Annotated in this window: 16 protein-coding genes; 6 read left to right on the top strand and 10 right to left on the bottom strand. The window is 73.2% G+C overall.

All coding sequences use genetic code 11. The annotated features are described in order from the left end of the window. Positions 1-27 precede the first annotated feature (27 nt). Positions 28-654 (bottom strand): YigZ family protein, encoded by a 627-nt coding sequence (locus tag JIW86_RS32590; RefSeq protein ID WP_257557448.1) that lies wholly within the window; start codon positions 652-654, stop codon positions 28-30. Positions 655-751: 97 nt separating this feature from the next. Here JIW86_RS32590 and JIW86_RS32585 point away from each other — a divergent pair, with 97 nt between their 5' ends. Next, positions 752-1,156 carry a CoA-binding protein gene (locus JIW86_RS32585; RefSeq protein ID WP_257557447.1) on the top strand — a complete coding sequence of 135 codons (405 nt, stop codon included), beginning with the start codon at positions 752-754 and terminating at the stop codon, positions 1,154-1,156. A gap of 7 nt (positions 1,157-1,163) precedes the next feature. Here JIW86_RS32585 and JIW86_RS32580 read toward each other — a convergent pair whose 3' ends face one another. After that, a complete protein-coding gene (locus JIW86_RS32580; RefSeq protein WP_257557446.1) occupies positions 1,164-1,910 on the bottom strand; it encodes an acyltransferase in 747 nt (248 codons plus the stop codon). A gap of 131 nt (positions 1,911-2,041) precedes the next feature. On the opposite strand from JIW86_RS32580, the gene JIW86_RS32575 reads away from it, so the two are divergent. Then, positions 2,042-2,593, top strand: a complete 552-nt coding sequence (locus tag JIW86_RS32575; RefSeq protein ID WP_215149634.1) for a gamma carbonic anhydrase family protein — start codon at positions 2,042-2,044, stop codon at positions 2,591-2,593. Positions 2,594-2,633: 40 nt separating this feature from the next. On the opposite strand, the gene JIW86_RS32570 is transcribed toward JIW86_RS32575, so the two are convergent. The 4 genes from JIW86_RS32570 to JIW86_RS32555 form a co-directional block, all read right to left on the bottom strand. Continuing rightward, a complete protein-coding gene (locus JIW86_RS32570) occupies positions 2,634-3,302 on the bottom strand; it encodes a DedA family protein (protein ID WP_257557445.1) in 669 nt (222 codons plus the stop codon). Positions 3,303-3,360: 58 nt separating this feature from the next. After that, on the bottom strand, positions 3,361-5,856 hold the full coding sequence (locus tag JIW86_RS32565; RefSeq protein ID WP_257557444.1) for a glycoside hydrolase family 3 protein: 2,496 nt from the start codon (positions 5,854-5,856) through the stop codon (positions 3,361-3,363). A 120-nt stretch (positions 5,857-5,976) separates the two neighbouring features. Beyond that, the gene (locus JIW86_RS32560; RefSeq protein ID WP_215145956.1) at positions 5,977-6,177 is read right to left on the bottom strand and encodes a type II toxin-antitoxin system VapB family antitoxin; all 201 of its coding nucleotides are present in this window, start codon (positions 6,175-6,177) and stop codon (positions 5,977-5,979) included. Between the two features lie 51 nt (positions 6,178-6,228). After that, positions 6,229-6,681, bottom strand: coding sequence for a DUF4442 domain-containing protein (locus JIW86_RS32555; RefSeq protein ID WP_257557443.1), 453 nt, complete (start codon positions 6,679-6,681; stop codon positions 6,229-6,231). Positions 6,682-6,777: 96 nt separating this feature from the next. Here JIW86_RS32555 and JIW86_RS32550 point away from each other — a divergent pair, with 96 nt between their 5' ends. Both JIW86_RS32550 and JIW86_RS32545 read left to right on the top strand, forming a co-directional pair. Continuing rightward, entirely contained in the window at positions 6,778-7,797 is a 1,020-nt protein-coding gene (locus tag JIW86_RS32550; protein ID WP_257557442.1) for a hypothetical protein, read from the top strand. Between the two features lie 70 nt (positions 7,798-7,867). Next, positions 7,868-9,142 (top strand): MFS transporter, encoded by a 1,275-nt coding sequence (locus JIW86_RS32545; RefSeq protein WP_257557441.1) that lies wholly within the window; start codon positions 7,868-7,870, stop codon positions 9,140-9,142. Between the two features lie 18 nt (positions 9,143-9,160). Here the strand turns inward: JIW86_RS32545 and JIW86_RS32540 are convergent, their stop codons facing one another. The 4 genes from JIW86_RS32540 to JIW86_RS32525 all read right to left on the bottom strand — a co-directional run bounded on the left by JIW86_RS32540 (position 9,161) and on the right by JIW86_RS32525 (position 13,189). Beyond that, positions 9,161-9,952, bottom strand: coding sequence for a spermidine synthase (locus JIW86_RS32540; RefSeq protein ID WP_257559522.1), 792 nt, complete (start codon positions 9,950-9,952; stop codon positions 9,161-9,163). Positions 9,953-10,019: 67 nt separating this feature from the next. After that, positions 10,020-10,865, bottom strand: coding sequence for a patatin-like phospholipase family protein (locus JIW86_RS32535; RefSeq protein ID WP_257557440.1), 846 nt, complete (start codon positions 10,863-10,865; stop codon positions 10,020-10,022). Positions 10,866-10,954: 89 nt separating this feature from the next. After that, positions 10,955-12,136 carry an elongation factor Tu gene (gene tuf, locus JIW86_RS32530; RefSeq protein WP_215145919.1) on the bottom strand — a complete coding sequence of 394 codons (1,182 nt, stop codon included), beginning with the start codon at positions 12,134-12,136 and terminating at the stop codon, positions 10,955-10,957. A gap of 324 nt (positions 12,137-12,460) precedes the next feature. After that, positions 12,461-13,189, bottom strand: a complete 729-nt coding sequence (locus tag JIW86_RS32525; protein ID WP_257557439.1) for a DNA alkylation repair protein — start codon at positions 13,187-13,189, stop codon at positions 12,461-12,463. A gap of 49 nt (positions 13,190-13,238) precedes the next feature. Here JIW86_RS32525 and JIW86_RS32520 point away from each other — a divergent pair, with 49 nt between their 5' ends. Together JIW86_RS32520 and JIW86_RS32515 are read left to right on the top strand one after the other, a co-directional pair. Beyond that, positions 13,239-13,967, top strand: coding sequence for a TVP38/TMEM64 family protein (locus tag JIW86_RS32520; RefSeq protein ID WP_257557438.1), 729 nt, complete (start codon positions 13,239-13,241; stop codon positions 13,965-13,967). 48 nt (positions 13,968-14,015) lie between these two features. Beyond that, positions 14,016-14,894: an undecaprenyl-diphosphate phosphatase gene (locus JIW86_RS32515; RefSeq protein WP_257557437.1), complete on the top strand. Its 879-nt coding sequence runs from the start codon at positions 14,016-14,018 to the stop codon at positions 14,892-14,894. Positions 14,895-15,018: the final 124 nt, after the last annotated feature.

The raw sequence follows: 15,018 nt of genomic DNA, 5'->3' as shown, positions 1-15,018 counted from the left end.
TCTACGCTAACGCGTCCGGCCCGTCACTCAGGGCGCGTACGTCTCTCCGCCGAGGGTGAGGGTGGCACTGCCCGCCGTGCTGTCGGCGAGCCAGGCCTCGAAGGCGGGCAACTCCGCCTCAGGGAGGGCGACCTCGATCTCGACCGCGGCCCCGTAGCGCAGGTCCACCACGGTCCGGCCGGTGGAGCGCAGGTCGTTCTGGGTCTTGCCGGCGCGCTGGTGGTCGACGGTGACGGTGGCCAGCCGGTAGCGGCGCCGGGTGACGGTGCCGAGTGCGTCGAGGGCCTCGCCGACGACTCCGCCGTAGGCCCTGATCAGACCGCCGGCGCCGAGTTTCACCCCGCCGTAGTAGCGGGTGACGACGGCGACCGCGTACCGGATGTCCCGGCGCATGAGCATCTGCAGCATGGGTACCCCGGCGGTGCCGCCGGGCTCGCCGTCGTCGCTGGCCTTCTGGACGGCCGCGTCGGCGCCGATCACGTAGGCGAAGCAGTTGTGCGTGGCAGTGGGGTGCTCCTTGCGGACGCGCGCGACGAAGTCCTGCGCCTCCTGCTCGGTCGCGGCGGGCGCGAGCGAGCACAGGAAGCGCGAGCGGTTGATCTCGGACTCGTGCACACCCTCGCGGGACACCGTCACGTACTGGTCTGCCTTCACCGCTCCACCCTACGGGGAATCGGACATGTGTCTTTTCGGTTGATCCGGAGAGCGCAGAGCGCGAAGAGCACAGTCTGACCAGCAGGAGGCGGCACACGTGTACGGCGATCCGGCAACCATCCGCAAGATCCTCACCGAACTGGGCGACACCTGGGCCGTGGTGGGCCTCTCGAACAACCGGGACCGGGCGGCCTACGGGGTGGCCCGGGTCCTCCAGCAGTTCGGCAAGCGCGTGATCCCCGTACACCCCAAGGCGGAGACGGTGCACGGGGAGCCCGGGTACGCCTCGCTGGAGGCGATCCCCTTCAAGGTGGACGTGGTGGACGTCTTCGTGAACAGCGAGCTGGCGGGGCCGGTCGCCGACCAGGCGGTGGCCGTCGGAGCGGACGCCGTCTGGTTCCAGCTGGGCGTGGTCAACGAGGCCGCCTACGAGCGCACCCGCAAGGCCGGGCTGTCCATGGTCATGGACCGCTGCCCGGCGATCGAGATCCCGGCGCTCTAGACACCCCCTAGGACTGCTCGGCCTCCGCCAGCTGCGCCAGGCCGCGGAGCTGTTCCGGGGTCATGCCGTCGGGGATCGGGACCGGCGCCGGCGTGCGCAGCGGGGGCTGCCAGCCGGTGTCCGGCTCCCAGCGCCGCACGACGCGCGCCGGGGCCCCGGCAACCACGGCGTGGTCCGGGACCTCGCCCCGTACGACGGCGCCTGCGGCGACCACGACGTTGCGGCCCAGCCGCGCGCCCGGCAGGATCACCGCGCCCGTACCCAGCCAGCAGCCCGGGCCGATCTCGACCGGCGCGCTGCGCGGCCACTGCTTGCCGACGGGCTGGTGCGGGTCGTCGTAACTGTGGTTCGTGGAGGTGATGTACACGCCGGGGCCGCAGAAGGTGTCGTTCCCGATGGTGATCCGGGCGTCGGCGATGACATGGCTGTCCCGGCCGATGACCACCCCGTGGCCGAGGACGAGCATCGGCTCTGTGCCGAGGTCGAGATCCGGCATCATCCCGGCGGTGAGGGTGACCTGCTCGCCGATGATGCAGTGGTCACCGAGCCGGATCCAGGGCTCGCCGAAGATCGTGCCCTGCGGGAAGGCGAGCCGGGTGTTCGGCCCGATCGCGCCGAACCGCAGCCGCCCCGGGGTCTGCGCGGTGACCGCGCCGGCCTGCTGCATCCAGCGCCAGGCGGTGTGGACCGCGCGGCTCGCCAGCCGGCGGCGCAGGGCCGTCAGAGATGAGAACGTGTTCTGGTTCTTCGGCACCCGGCCACGGTAGTCCGCCGGGAGCCGGTCGTCCGGACCACCATCCTGTGATCTTCACCCCATCGCGGGGCGGGCCGGGCGCGTGCCCTACCGTGCCGGTAGCGCGGCTCACGGAAACAGAGGAAATGATCATGACGCAGCAGGCGACGCAGGGCCAGGCACTCATCGCGGGCGTCGGCGGCAAGCAGCCGTCCGTCGACCCGACCGCCTTCGCCGCACCCACCTCCGTCGTGGTCGGCGAGGTCACCCTGGCCGCTGGCGCGAGCGTCTGGTACTCGGCGGTGCTGCGCGCCGACTGCGGCCCGATCACGCTCGGTGCGGACAGCAACGTGCAGGACAACTGCACGCTCCACGTGGACCCCGGATTCCCGGTGTCGATCGGCGAGCGCGTCTCCATCGGCCACAACGCCGTCGTGCACGGCTGCACCGTCGAGGACGACTGCCTGATCGGCATGGGCGCGACGGTCCTGAACGGCGCGGTGATCGGCGCCGGCTCGCTGGTCGCCGCCCAGGCGCTGGTCCCGCAGGGCATGGTGGTCCCGCCCGGCTCCCTGGTCGCGGGCGTCCCGGCCAAGGTGCGGCGCGAGCTGACCGAGGAGGAGCGCGAGGGCATCAAGGTCAACGCCGCGATGTACGTGGACCTGGCCAAGCAGCACCGAGCCGCGGTGACGCCGGGCGGCTAGCGGCCGGCACCGGTCGAGCACGGTGCCGGCCGCTCCACCGTCATTCGGAGACCGGCACCGGGGCCGTCGGCTGCGCGGGGACCGCGGCCTCGGCCGTTGCGGCCGCGGCTGCCTTCTTCATGCGGCTGCGCACCACCAGCGTCACCGTGATCCCGAACAGCACGGCGAGTCCCAGGGCCAGCCAGGAGAACCGCTTCAGCCACGGCTCGGCGACGATTCCGACCGAGTAGATGACGGCCGTGGTGCCGCCCGCCCAGAGGATCCCGCCGAGGATGTTGGCGATCAGGAAGCGCCAGTACGGCATGTGCAGCACACCCGCCAGCGGCCCGGCGAAGATCCGCAGCAGCGCCACGAACCGTCCGAAGAAGACGGCCCACATGCCCCACCGCTCGAAGGAGCGTTCCGCCAGCGCCACGTGGTCCGGCCCGAAGTGCTTGGGGAAGCGCCGGCCCAGCTTCTCCAGCAGCGGCTTGCCGCCCCGGCGCCCGATCGCGTAGCCGATCGAGTCGCCGACGATCGCGCCGGTGGTCGCGCAGATGCCCAGCACCACGGGGTCGATCTCCCCGTGCTGCGAGGCGAGCAGTGCCGAACTGACCAGGATGATCTCGCCCGGCAGCGGGATGCCGAGGCTCTCCAGGCCGATGACCAGACCCACGAGGAGATAGATGCTGACCGCCGGAATCGTCTCCAGCCATTCCTGGATGTGCACCGGTACGTCCTCCCGAGTCGTCCCCGGCGCGCCCCCTGTGACACGCCGAACGGGCAGCCTATCGGCTCCCCACCACCGCCTTTGACCTCAGTGGCAGTTCGCGCGAGGAACGGCCCGCGAACACCTCGCGGCGGCCGGATCCCAGCACCCACGCGTGCTGTTCCGGGTCCCACGACGACAGCGTCCGGGCGTCGACGTCGAGGACGACCCGCTGCGCCTCCCCGGGCGCGAGGGTCAGCCGCCGGTAGCCGGCCAGCGCGCGCACCGGCTGGTCGAGGTCGAGCTCCGCGGACGGGCCCACGTACACCTGCGCCACCTCGGTGCCCTTGCGGCGGCCGGTGTTGCGGACGGTGAACTCCACGCGCAGGCCGCCGCCTTCCGGCCGGACCGTCAGCTTCTCGTACTGCCAGGTCGTGTACGAGAGCCCGTGCCCGAAGGGGAACAGCGGGGCCACCCGCTGCGCGTCGTACCAGCGGTGGCCGACGTGGATGCCCTCGCGGTACTCCTGCCGTCCGCCCACACCCGGGTAGCGCAGCGGGTCCCCGCCCACCGGCGTCGCCTGCTCGTCGGCCGGGAAGGTCTGGGTGAGCCGGCCGCCCGGGTCCACGTCCCCGAAGAGGATGTCGGCCGTGGCGCCCGCGCCCTCCTGGCCGGGGTAGTACATCTGCAGCACCGCCCCGGTCCGGGCGAGCCAGGGCATGGTCGTGCTCGAGGAGGTGTTGAGCACGACGGTGGTGCGGGGGTTGGCGGCGGCGACCGCCTCGATCAGCGCGACCTGCCCGCCCGGCAGCGCCAGCGTGGTCCGGTCGGTGCCCTCGGTGGCGTCCTCGTAGGCGAACAGGATCACGCTGCGGGCCTCCTTCGCGGTCTTCACCGCCTCGGCGAGATCCGCGGCGCGGGTGGCCTTGGTGGTGTGCCGCAGCCGGAAGCGCTGCCCCTTGTCGCCGCCCCGGGCGGTCACGGCGAGCCGGTGGACACCCGCCTTGAGGGCGAGCGTGCGGCGCCGGACGGTCATTCCGTCCGGCGCGGAGCCGAGCAGTCCGCCCGCGAAGACCTCGGCCACGCCCTGGCGCAGGGGGAACAGCTCCTCCCCGTCGAGGCGCACGCCCGGCCGCTGCCCGGTGTAGTGGACGAGCAGGGTCCACTCGTCGTCCGCCGCGAGCCGGAACTCCCCCTCGTGGCTCCACTCGCGCCCGGCGTCCACCGCCCGGTCGTCCAGACCGGCGGGCGGCGTCAGCAGGGCAGCTGGCAGGGCCCGGCCGTACAGGTCCTCGCCGAGGGCGTGGCGCACGGTCGAGCCGTTCCCGGCGCGCTGCCGGATGGCGGTGAGCGGGGCGGCCGCCCCGTCGGGGATCACGTGGGCGCTCCCGCCGCCCCCGACGAAGGGGACCTGGCCGGTCGGTCCGATCACCGCGATCGAGCGTGCGGCGGCGCCGGTCAGCGGCAGGGTGTCGTGCTCGTTGCGCAGCAGCACCGCCCCGCCGGTGGCCACCTTGCGGGCGACCCGTGCCCCCGCGGCCGCGTCGCGCGCGGGCCGGGCGGCGGGCCGGGCCGCCAGCAGCCCGAACCGGTCCATCGTGCCCAGGATCCGGCGTACGGCGAGGTCGACGGCGCTCTCGGGGACGGAGCCGCCGCGCACCGCCTCGCGCAGCGGGCCGCCGAAGTGGGTGCCGCCGGGCATCTCCATGTCGAGTCCGGCGCCGATGGCGGCGACGGTGCTGTGGGCGGCGTCCCAGTCGGACATCACCCAGCCGTCGAACCCCCAGACGCCGCGCAGCACGTCGTCGAGCAGTGGTTTGCTCTCGCAGGCATGGACGCCGTTGACCTTGTTGTACGCGCCCATCACGGCGCCCGCGCCGGCGGCGACGGCGGCCTCGAAACCCCGGAGCTCGGTCTCGTGCAGGGTCTGCTCGTCGGCGACGACGTCGACGGTGTCGCGGCCGTGCTCCTGGTTGTTGAGGGCGAAGTGCTTGACGGTGGCGATGAGCCCCTCGTCCTGGATCCCGCGGATCATCTCGGCGACGAGGTCGGCGGTGAGGCGCGGTTCCTCGGCGAAGGTCTCGAAGTTCCGGCCCGCGTACGGGGTGCGGATGAGGTTGACCATGGGCGACAGGACGACGTCCTGGCCGAGCGCGCGGCCCTCGCGGCCGATGACGCGGCCGTACTCGCGGGCCAGCGCCGGGTCGAAGGCGGAGGCGAGCAGGACGGGCGCGGGCAGGGCGGTGGCGGGTCTCGCGACCCGCACCCCGGCGGAGCCGTCGGCGAGGCGGAGGGCGGGGATGCCCAGGCGCGGGACGCCGGGTACGTATCCGGCCTGGCCGAGGGGGGCCGGGTCCCGGGCGCCGTGGAGCAGGGCGGTCTTCTCGTCGAGGGTGAGCCGCTCGACGAGGGAGTCGATCCGGGCGGGACTCGCGGGCTCGGCGGCGGCCGCGGGGGCCGGGGCTCCCGTACGCAGTCCGGCGTCCGGCGGCACGGTGGCGACGCACCCGCCGGTGCCCAGGCCCACCGCGGCGAGCAGCCGCATCGCGGAACGTCTCGACACGGCCTCGCTCATGGGCGCTCCCTGCGGGCGACGGTGGGACGGCGGGAGCGGCCCGCGCCGGACCGCTCCCCCGCCCACTGTGCGCCGCGCGCCCGGGGGCCCGGGCGAGACGCGCCACCGCGACGCCCGGTTTCAGCCCTGCGGCGGCTGCGGCAGGCCGTCGGCCTCCCGCTGGGGCTCGTCCTGTACCTGGACGCGTGCCTCGGTGCGGTGCCCGCGCGCGATGTAGTCGCGTACGACGGCCTCCACCGCGTCCTGCGGCGATCCGACCCCGGCGAGCACCATCACCTCCACCACGAGCTCGGCATCGAGGCTGATGTTGACCTTGGCCACGGGTACCCCCTCCATCGTCGTGCGAGGGACTCTAGCCGTGGCGGCGCCCGCTCACGCGTTGGGGCGCAGGGTCCACACCACGGTCATCTCGCCGGTGACGGCCTCGTCCTCGCGCTGGATGGCGATGGTGACCGGGAACTCGGGGCGGCCGCCCGCGTCGAGTTCGGCCACGACCTCTGCCGCCGGGCGGCCGAGGGTGGCGGTGGCGGTCACGACGCCCTTGGCGAGCTTCTTGTAGCCGATCTCGGCCCTCACCGCGAGGGGCACGGCGCGCGAGAGCTGGTCGCCGAAGGCGGCCAGGACGATCGCGCCGCTCGCGGACTCGGCGAGGGTGAACATGGCGCCGGCGTGCGGGCCGCCCACGTGGTTGTGGAAGTCGGGCTGGTCCGGGAGGCGGACGACCGCGCGCTCGGGGGTGGTCTCCAGGAACTGGAGGTTCAGGGTCCGGGCCATCGGCACCGTCGCGGCGAGCAGTTCGCCCACGTTCATCTGATCTGCGCTCATGGAACGCGATGTTACCCACGAGTAGATGCGCTTGGCCAGAGCCTGCACGGGGGCGGCCGTGGCTCCCGGCTCCCGCTCCCACTATCGTTACCGGCCATGTGGCCAGGACAGCAGCAGCCGCCCGGGGGCGAGCAGAACCCCCAGGACGCGCAACAGAACCCGTACCAGCAGCAGCCGGCACAGCCGAACCCGTACCAGCAGCAGCCCGGTTACGGATATCCGCAGCAGCCGGGGCACCAGCAGCCCCCGACCGTTCCCGGCCAGCAGTGGGGGCCGCCTCAGCAGCCCCAGCAGCCCCAGCAGCGGCCGGGAGGCGGCGGGAGCCCCTTCCAGACCAAGACCGTGGCCATCGTCGCTGCGGCCGCGGTGGTCGTGGCGGCCGCCGCGACCGGCGCGTTCGTCCTGACTCGGGACGACAAGAAGACCAACGAGGCGGACGACAAGCCCACCGCCTCCGCCTCGGCTTCCGCCGCGCCCGCCCCGGCCGGCAGCAGCGCGAACCCGCGGGCCGAGGGCGACGTGAAGCCGGTGATCGCAGGCTGGAAGGTGGTCATCAACCCCAAGCACGGCACCGCCTTCGACGTCCCGCCGGAGTGGAACGTGCTGGGCTCCGGCGTGGCCATCGGCTTCGAGGACGAGGCGAAGAAGGACGGCTCCTCGATCGTGATGATGTCGGCCCCCGCCTACCTCAAGGAGGACTGGTGCAAGGTCGACTCCGACAAGAACGGCAGCGAGGAGACGACCTCGCTGGCCGGCACCGGCACCAAGGGCGGCCAGGGCGCCAAGGACACGGCCGAGGCCGTGCGCAACGAGGCTGGTAACTGGGCGTTCGCCGGCTACGCGCAGAAGGGGCCCAAGGGCACCACCCAGGTCTCCGAGCCGAAGGAGTACACCACCTCCTCGGGCCTCAAGGGCCACATGGCGACGGCGAGCGTGACCGGCCTGCCGAAGGAGAACAAGTGCTCCTCCGACGGCAAGTCCATCGCCTTCAGCTTCAAGAACGCCAAGGGTGACTTCGCCAGCTGGATCCTCTACAGCGCCGCGGGCGTCCCGGACGAGGTCAGCAAGGAGACGATGGAGAAGATCCTCAGCTCGGTCCGCCTGTCCGGCGGCTGACCTCCTTCCCCTCTCCCTCCGGGCCGACAATCCGTTTGGATTCTCGGCCCGGGGCGGGGATAGTCCGGGGGTGAGTTCTCCCCCCGCCGCCCCGCCCCACACGCCCGAGCCCGTACGCCGCCGCCGGCCCGCCTGGGCCGGCCGCAACTACACCCTGCTGACGGGTGCGGCGGTCGTGACGAACCTCGGCAGCCACGGAGCGCTCATCGCCGCCGCGTTCGCGGTGATGGAGGCCGGCGGTTCCGGCGCCGACGTCGGCCTGGTCGCGGCCGCCCGCACCCTGCCGCTCGTCCTCTTCCTGCTCATCGGCGGCGCGCTCGCCGACCGGCTGCCGCGCCACCGCGTGATGGTCGCGGCCAATGCCCTGAACTGCCTGTCCCAGGCCGCGTTCGCAACTCTCGTCCTCGCCGGTGACCCCCAGCTGTGGCAGATGATGCTGCTGACCGCGCTGTGCGGCACCGGTACCGCCTTCTTCAACCCGGCGGCCGAGGGCATGCTGCTGTCCACCGTCTCCGGCGAGCACGCCAACCGCGCCTTCGCGCTCTTCCGCATGGCGATGAACGGAGCCGGCATCGGCGGCGCGGCCCTCGGCGGGGCGATGATCGCGGCGATCGGCCCCGGCTGGGTACTGGCCGTGGACGCGGCCGCCTTCGCGATCGCGGGCGTCCTGCGGGCCTTCCTCGACGTCAGCCACGTCCCCGACCGGGCCCCCGGCGGCGGCCTCCTGGCCGACCTGCGCGAAGGCTGGGTGGAGGTCAGGACCCGGCCCTGGCTGTGGAGCATCGTGCTCCAGTTCTCCGTGGTGGTCGCCGTCGTCGGCGCCGCGGAAGCGGTGTACGGTCCGCTGGTCGCCCGGGACCGGTTGGGCGGGCCCGCGCCGTGGGGTCTGGCCCTGGGCTTCTTCGGCGCGGGGACCATCGCGGGCGCCGTGCTGATGATGGCCTGGAAGCCGCGTCGGCTGCTGCTGGTCGGCACCCTGTGCGTGTTCCCGCTGGCGCTGCCGTCGGCGGGACTGGCCGTGCCGCTGCCCGTCTGGGGCCTGTGCGTGGTGATGCTGATCAGCGGGCTGGCCATCGAGGTGTTCGGCGTGAGCTGGATGACGACGATGCACCAGGAGATCCCGGAGGAGAAGTTCTCCCGGGTCTCCGCCTACGACTGGTTCGGCTCGGTGTCGATGCTGCCGCTGGCCACCGCCCTCGCGGGTCCGGCCGAGTCGGCCTTCGGCCGCACGGGGGCCCTGTGGGGCTGCGCGGCCCTGGTGGTCCTGGCGACCGCCCTGGTCCTCCTGATCCCGGACGTCCGCCGCATGACCCGCAAGCCCACCCCCGGGCCGGCCAAGACGTGAGGCGCAGCGGCCGGCCGCTCACCCCAGGCTGAAGGCCCCCTCCGGCGGAGCCGGTGACGGAGCGGCATCCGCGTCTGCCACGGGCACGGCCCCCCGCATGAACCGCGCCAGCGAATCCCCGAACTCCACCCGGGCGGGAAACGCGTCGGCGGCGCACCGCCGGGCCAGCGCCGCCAACGGCAGCTCGGCGTCGGACGCCAACAGCACCGCGTTCCCGAACCGCCGCCCCCTGAGCACCGCCGGCTCCGCGATCAGCGCGAGCTCCCCGAACACGGCGCCGAAATTTGCCAGCTGCGCCCGCAGGAAGCCGAACGGCGCCCCGTCGGCCAGGTTCGCCGCGTACACCCCGCCGGACCTCAGCACCCGCGCCGCCTCCCGCGCGTACTCCACCGACGTCAGCTGCGCCGGCACCCGCGAGCCGCCGAACACGTCGGCCACGACCACGTCCGCGCTCCCCGCGGGCGCCGCCGCCAGCCAGGCCCGGGCGTCGGCGGCCCGCACGGTGACACCCGACCCCGCCGCCAGCGGCAGGTGCTCGGCGACCAGTTCCACCAGACCCGCGTCGAACTCCACGACCGTCTGCCGGGATCCGGCGCGCGTCGCCGCGGCATAGCGCGGCAGGGTCAGGGCGCCGCCGCCCAGGTGCAGGAGGTCCAGCGCTAGCCCCGGCTGCGCCACGCAGTCCAGGACGTGCGCGAGGCGGCGTACGTACTCGAATTCCAGGTGCTCCGGATCGTCCAGGTCCACGTACGACTGCGGCGCCCCGTCGACGGTCAGCAGCCAGGCCCGCTCCCGGTCCACGTCCGGCATCAGCTTGGCGGTGCCCTGGTCCACGTCCCGGATCACCGGGATCTGTTCGTCGCTCACCGCACCATTGTCAGCCCGTCCAGACGGCGGCCGCGTCGGCGGCGTGCTCGGCGGCCTGCGCCAGCCCGGCACGCGCGGCCGGGTCCCGCCGGGCCGGATCCAGCACGTTGCGCCCGAAGGCCTTGCGGGCCGCGGCCGACGGGGTGATCAGCAGTACCCGGGCGCCCGCCTCCCGCAGCTTCGCCGACTGTGCGGCGGGCGAGGGGACGAGCCGCGAACCGAGCGCGATGGGCGCGAGGATCACCACCCGCGCGTAGCCGGCGGCGAGGTCCGCGTTGGTCGCCGAGCGGGTCCCGCCGTCGATGTACCGCCGGCCGCCGACCGTCACGGGCGGCCAGACCCCCGGCACCGCGCAGCTCGCCGAGACCGCGTCGACCAGTCCGGTCCCGCTCTCCCGGTCGAAGTCGGCCGGTTCACCGCTGACCGCGTCGACGGCGGTGACGACGAACCGGCGCCCGGGCCACTCGTGCGAGACCAGCCGGGCCGCCAGCACCTCGCGCCGCTGCGCCTCCTCGCCCGTGTCGGCCGCGAGCGCGAGGGCGCCGACGTGCCTGCGGTAGGCCGTGGAGTCGCGGGAGCGCACCATCGCCATGGCGTAGCGGGCGATGAGTCCCGCCCCCAGCTTCGCCGCGATCTCCCCCGTGGCGTCGCCGAGCTGGCGCTCGTACAGCTCCTGCGGGGTGAGCAGCCCGGAGGTGAGCTGGGCGCCGACCACCGACCCCGCCGAGGTGCCGACGACGAGGTCGGCGGTGGTGAGGTCCACTCCCGCGCGGGCGAGCCCGTACAGGATGCCGCTCTCCCAGCCGACGCCGGTCAGTCCCCCGCCGCCCAGCACCAGTGCCGTGTCGCCGCCCATGTCCGCCCGCCCCTCCGCGCATGCCTGTGGTGACGGCAGTCTCGCGCAAGCGGACTGCCGTCACCACGGCGGGGTCAGGGTCCCTCGGATCAGCCGAGCACGGCGGTCACCGTCCCCGCGCCGACGGTCCGCCCGCCCTCGCGGATCGCGAAGCCGAGCCCCGACTCCAGCGGGACGTCGCGCCCGAGCTCGACGGTCATGGTGACCGTCTCCCCCGGCCTGGCCACGCCCGCCTCGCCGAGGTCCACGTCCCCCACCACGTCGGCGGTACGGACATAGAACTGCGGCCGGTATCCGGTGGCGACCGGGGTGCTGCGACCGCCCTCGCGCGCGGAGAGCACGTAGACCTGCGCGGTGAAGCGCCGCTTGGGCGTCACGCTGCCGGGCGCGGCCACCACGTCGCCGCGGCGCACCTGGTCACGGTGCACCCCGCGCAGCAGCAGCGCGACGTTGTCGCCGGCCTCGGCGGACTCCATCGGCTTGCCGAAGGTCTCCAGCCCCGTGACCACGACGGGGTCGGACGTGCCGTCCCCGCCCAGCATGCTCACGCGGTCGCCGAGCCGGATGGTGCCGCGCTCGACGGCGCCGGTGACGACCGTCCCGCGGCCGGTGATGGTCAGCACGTTCTCCACCGGCAGCAGGAACGGCGCGTCCGTGTACCGCTGGGGCGTCGGCACGTACGTGTCCACCGCGTCCAGCAGCGCCTGGATCGCCCCGGTCCACCGTGGGTCGCCCTCCAGCGCCCCGAGCCCGGAGACCCGTACGACCGGCGCGCTGTCGCCGCCGTAGCCGTGCGAGCTGAGCAGCTCGCGGACCTCCAGCTCGACCAGGTCGGTGAGCTCGGGGTCCCCGGCGTCGGCCTTGTTGAGCGCGACCACGATGTGGTCCACGCCGACCTGCCGGGCGAGGAGCACGTGCTCGGCGGTCTGGGGCATGACCCCGTCGAGCGCGGAGACGACGAGGATCGCCCCGTCGAGCTGCGCGGCTCCGGTGACCATGTTCTTGATGTAGTCGGCGTGGCCGGGCATGTCCACGTGGGCGTAGTGGCGGGTGTCGGTCTCGTACTCGACGTGCGTGAGGTTGATGGTGATCCCGCGCCGGGCCTCCTCGGGGGCCCGGTCGATGCGGTCGAAGGGCACGAAGGAGGCACCCCCGCGCTCGGCGAGGACCTTGGTGATGGCGGCGGTGAGGGTGGTCTTGCCGTGGTCGACGTGACCCATGGTGCCGATGTTGAGGTGCGGCTTGGTCCGCACGAAGGCCGTCTTGGCCATGGTGTCTTCCCGTATGTTCGAAGCCGGAACGGGACCCCTGAGTCGAGCCGACCCTCCCCCTGTGGGGTCCGCCGGACGATCCGGGAAGGGTCAGCTTCGTGCGCCGTCGAATGCGGCGAAGGGGAATTCCTCTGCGAGGACGGCAGCCTTCGGCGCGTCCGCGACTGCGGACGATGCGACGGGGAAGGCGTACCGGGACATGCCCCTGATCCTGCCGGACGGCCCCCGGCCCGTCGAACGAATTACCGCCTGGAACGCCGCGCGCGAACGCGCCTGACGCCTGACCTTCCGCGGGTGAACGTCCGCGGGTGAACGTCCTTGCGCTCAGAGGTTCTTGAGCGCCTCGCGCACGGACAGCGGGGACAGGGAGCCCCGTTCGGCCTCGACGAACGCGCGCACCGCGTCCGGGTCCGTCTTCGCGTACTCCCGCAGGCACCAGCCGATGGCCTTGCGCACGAAGAAGTCCGGGTGGCCCGCCTGCCGCCGGCAGTAGCCGAAGAGGCGGTCGGTGTCGGTGGCGGACTTGTAGCGGAGCTGGTGGAGCAGCGCGGTGCGGACGAGCCAGAGGTCCTCGTCGCCGATCCACTCGTCCGTCACCGTCACCGTCACCGCCGCCGTCGCGGGGTCGGCGGCCACCAGCGGCCCGACCGTGTGCGCGGCCAGCAGGTCGACCGTGTCCCACCAGGGGACGGTGGTGATCAGGTGCCGGACCGCCGGCAGCAGGCCGGAGGAGCACCGGGAGACGTGCCGGCGCAGGTAGTCCACCGCGAAGTAGTGGTACTCACGCTCCGGGAGCCCCCAGCAGCGCAGCGCGAGCGCCGCACAGTCGGCCTCCGCCGGCCGGGGGGTGTCCTTGGTCACTGCCTTGGACAGCTCGCGGCGCAGGGGGGTGGGGATGCCGAGGAAGGGCGCGACGTCCTTCATGTACGCGGTCATGGCCCGGGCCCGGACGGGGTCGGCCGCCCCCGCGTACGTCCCGGTCAGCCGCTCCAGGAGGGTGTCCGCGAGGGCGCTGCGCGGCACGCTCGGAGGTCGCCGGTCGTTCGACAGCATGAGGCCCAGATTACGGCGCACCGCCGCATACGTGGGCTAGTCTCCCGGGATGTCCCTCCTCCTCGCGCCGCGGACCCGGCTGTCGCTGCTCGTCGTGCTGCTGGTGGCGGCCGGCGTGTGCGTGCTGCTGTTCGAGCCCCAGCGCGTGCTGTCGGAGGGCTGGCCCCCGGGGCTCCCGGTGGGCACGGCGGTGGTGCTGTTCGCCGCCGGGTACGGCGTCTGCGCGGCGGCCTTCGTGCCCCGCCCCCTGCTCAATCTGGCCGCGGGAGCCGTCTTCGGCACCCAGTCCGGCCTCCTCGCGGCGGTCGGCGGCACCGTGCTCGGCGCCGGGATCGCCTTCGGCCTGGGCCGCGTCATGGGGCAGGAGGCCCTGCGCCCGTTCCTGCGCGGCCGCTGGCTCCAGGCGGCCGACGGGCAGCTCAGCCGGCACGGCTTCCGGTCGATGCTCGCCGTCCGGCTCTTCCCCGGGGTGCCCTTCGTGGTCGCCAACTACTGCGCGGCGGTGTCCCGCTGCGGGTGGCTGCCCTTCCTGTGCGCCACGGCGCTGGGGGTCGTCCCGAACACCACCGCGTACGTGATCGCGGGGGCCAGCGCCTCCTCCCCCGGATCGCCCGCGTTCCTCGTCTCGTTCGGCTTCATCGTGGTCTCCGTGGTGGCCGCCGGGGTGGTCGCCTGGCGCAAGCGGCACCGCCTGGCACCGGCCCGAATCCCCCAGGCGCCTTGCGAACTGGCGCCCCAGCACCCCCCTGTGGTCACCGGCGCTTCGCACGGGCCCTAGCATCGGACCCGAACTGCCCGACGATCACAAGGACGAGCGCACCCCGACATGAGCTGGTTCGAATCCCTAATCCTCGGTCTCGTCCAGGGGCTTACGGAGTTCCTCCCGATCTCCTCCAGCGCGCACCTGCGGCTGACCGCGGCGTTCGCCGGCTGGGAGGATCCGGGAGCGGCCTTCACCGCCATCACGCAGATCGGCACCGAAGCCGCCGTACTGATCTACTTCCGCAAGGACATCGCGCGGATCGTCTCCACCTGGTTCCGCTCGCTGTACACCAAGGCGCTGCGCTCCGAGCAGGACGCCAAGATGGGCTGGCTGGTCATCGTCGGCTCGATCCCGATCGGTGTCCTCGGCCTCGCGTTCAAGGACCAGATCGAGGGTCCGTTCCGTGACCTGCGCCTGATCGCCACCACTCTGATCGTGATGGGCATCATCCTCGGCATCGCCGACCGGCTGGCCGCCCGCGACGAGGAGGGCGGCCGGCACCGCGCCATCCGCGAGCGCAAGACCCTCAGTGAACTGGGTGTCAAGGACGGCCTGATCTTCGGCCTCTGCCAGGCGATGGCCCTGATCCCGGGCGTCTCCCGCTCGGGTGCGACGATCTCCGGCGGTCTGCTGCTGGGCTTCACGCGCGAGGCGGCGGCCCGCTACTCCTTCCTCCTCGCCATCCCGGCCGTGCTGGCCTCGGGTCTGTTCGAGATCAAGGACGTGGTCGAGGACCCGGGTCACATCTCCTGGGGTCCGACGATCTTCGCGACGGTCATCGCCTTCTTCGTCGGCTACGCGGTCATCGCCTGGTTCATGAAGTTCATCACCACCAAGAGCTTCATGCCCTTCGTGGTCTACCGCATCGTGCTCGGCATCGCCTTGTTCGTTCTGGTCGGCATGGGCGTGCTGAGCCCGCACGCCGGCGAGTCCGCCGGTTAAAGCCGGTCGAAGCCGGCCGCACTCACCGCTTCGCGTGAACCGCAGGCCGTTCGGGAACGTTCCCGGGCGGCCTGCGCGTCGTTGTGCGTGGAGAGACGTGAAGGCAAGCAGCAGGGGGTGTCCC

This window comes from Streptomyces sp. NBC_00162 (assembly GCF_024611995.1).
Taxonomy (GTDB): Bacteria; Actinomycetota; Actinomycetes; order Streptomycetales; family Streptomycetaceae; genus Streptomyces.
This window is presented reverse-complemented; position numbering and strand designations above follow the sequence as displayed.

What these genes read in the sequence shown, in the direction of transcription:
- JIW86_RS32515 (WP_257557437.1), top strand. Translation starts at nt 14,016, where the DNA reads ATGAGCTGGTTCGAATCCCTAATCCTCGGTCTCGTCCAGGGGCTTACG.
- JIW86_RS32540 (WP_257559522.1), bottom strand. Translation starts at nt 9,952, where the DNA reads ATGCCGGACGTGGACCGGGAGCGGGCCTGGCTGCTGACCGTCGACGGG.
- JIW86_RS32565 (WP_257557444.1), bottom strand. Translation starts at nt 5,856, where the DNA reads ATGAGCGAGGCCGTGTCGAGACGTTCCGCGATGCGGCTGCTCGCCGCG.
- JIW86_RS32535 (WP_257557440.1), bottom strand. Translation starts at nt 10,865, where the DNA reads ATGGGCGGCGACACGGCACTGGTGCTGGGCGGCGGGGGACTGACCGGC.
- JIW86_RS32550 (WP_257557442.1), top strand. Translation starts at nt 6,778, where the DNA reads ATGTGGCCAGGACAGCAGCAGCCGCCCGGGGGCGAGCAGAACCCCCAG.
- JIW86_RS32520 (WP_257557438.1), top strand. Translation starts at nt 13,239, where the DNA reads ATGTCCCTCCTCCTCGCGCCGCGGACCCGGCTGTCGCTGCTCGTCGTG.
- JIW86_RS32525 (WP_257557439.1), bottom strand. Translation starts at nt 13,189, where the DNA reads ATGCTGTCGAACGACCGGCGACCTCCGAGCGTGCCGCGCAGCGCCCTC.
- tuf (WP_215145919.1), bottom strand. Translation starts at nt 12,136, where the DNA reads ATGGCCAAGACGGCCTTCGTGCGGACCAAGCCGCACCTCAACATCGGC.
- JIW86_RS32555 (WP_257557443.1), bottom strand. Translation starts at nt 6,681, where the DNA reads ATGAGCGCAGATCAGATGAACGTGGGCGAACTGCTCGCCGCGACGGTG.
- JIW86_RS32575 (WP_215149634.1), top strand. Translation starts at nt 2,042, where the DNA reads ATGACGCAGCAGGCGACGCAGGGCCAGGCACTCATCGCGGGCGTCGGC.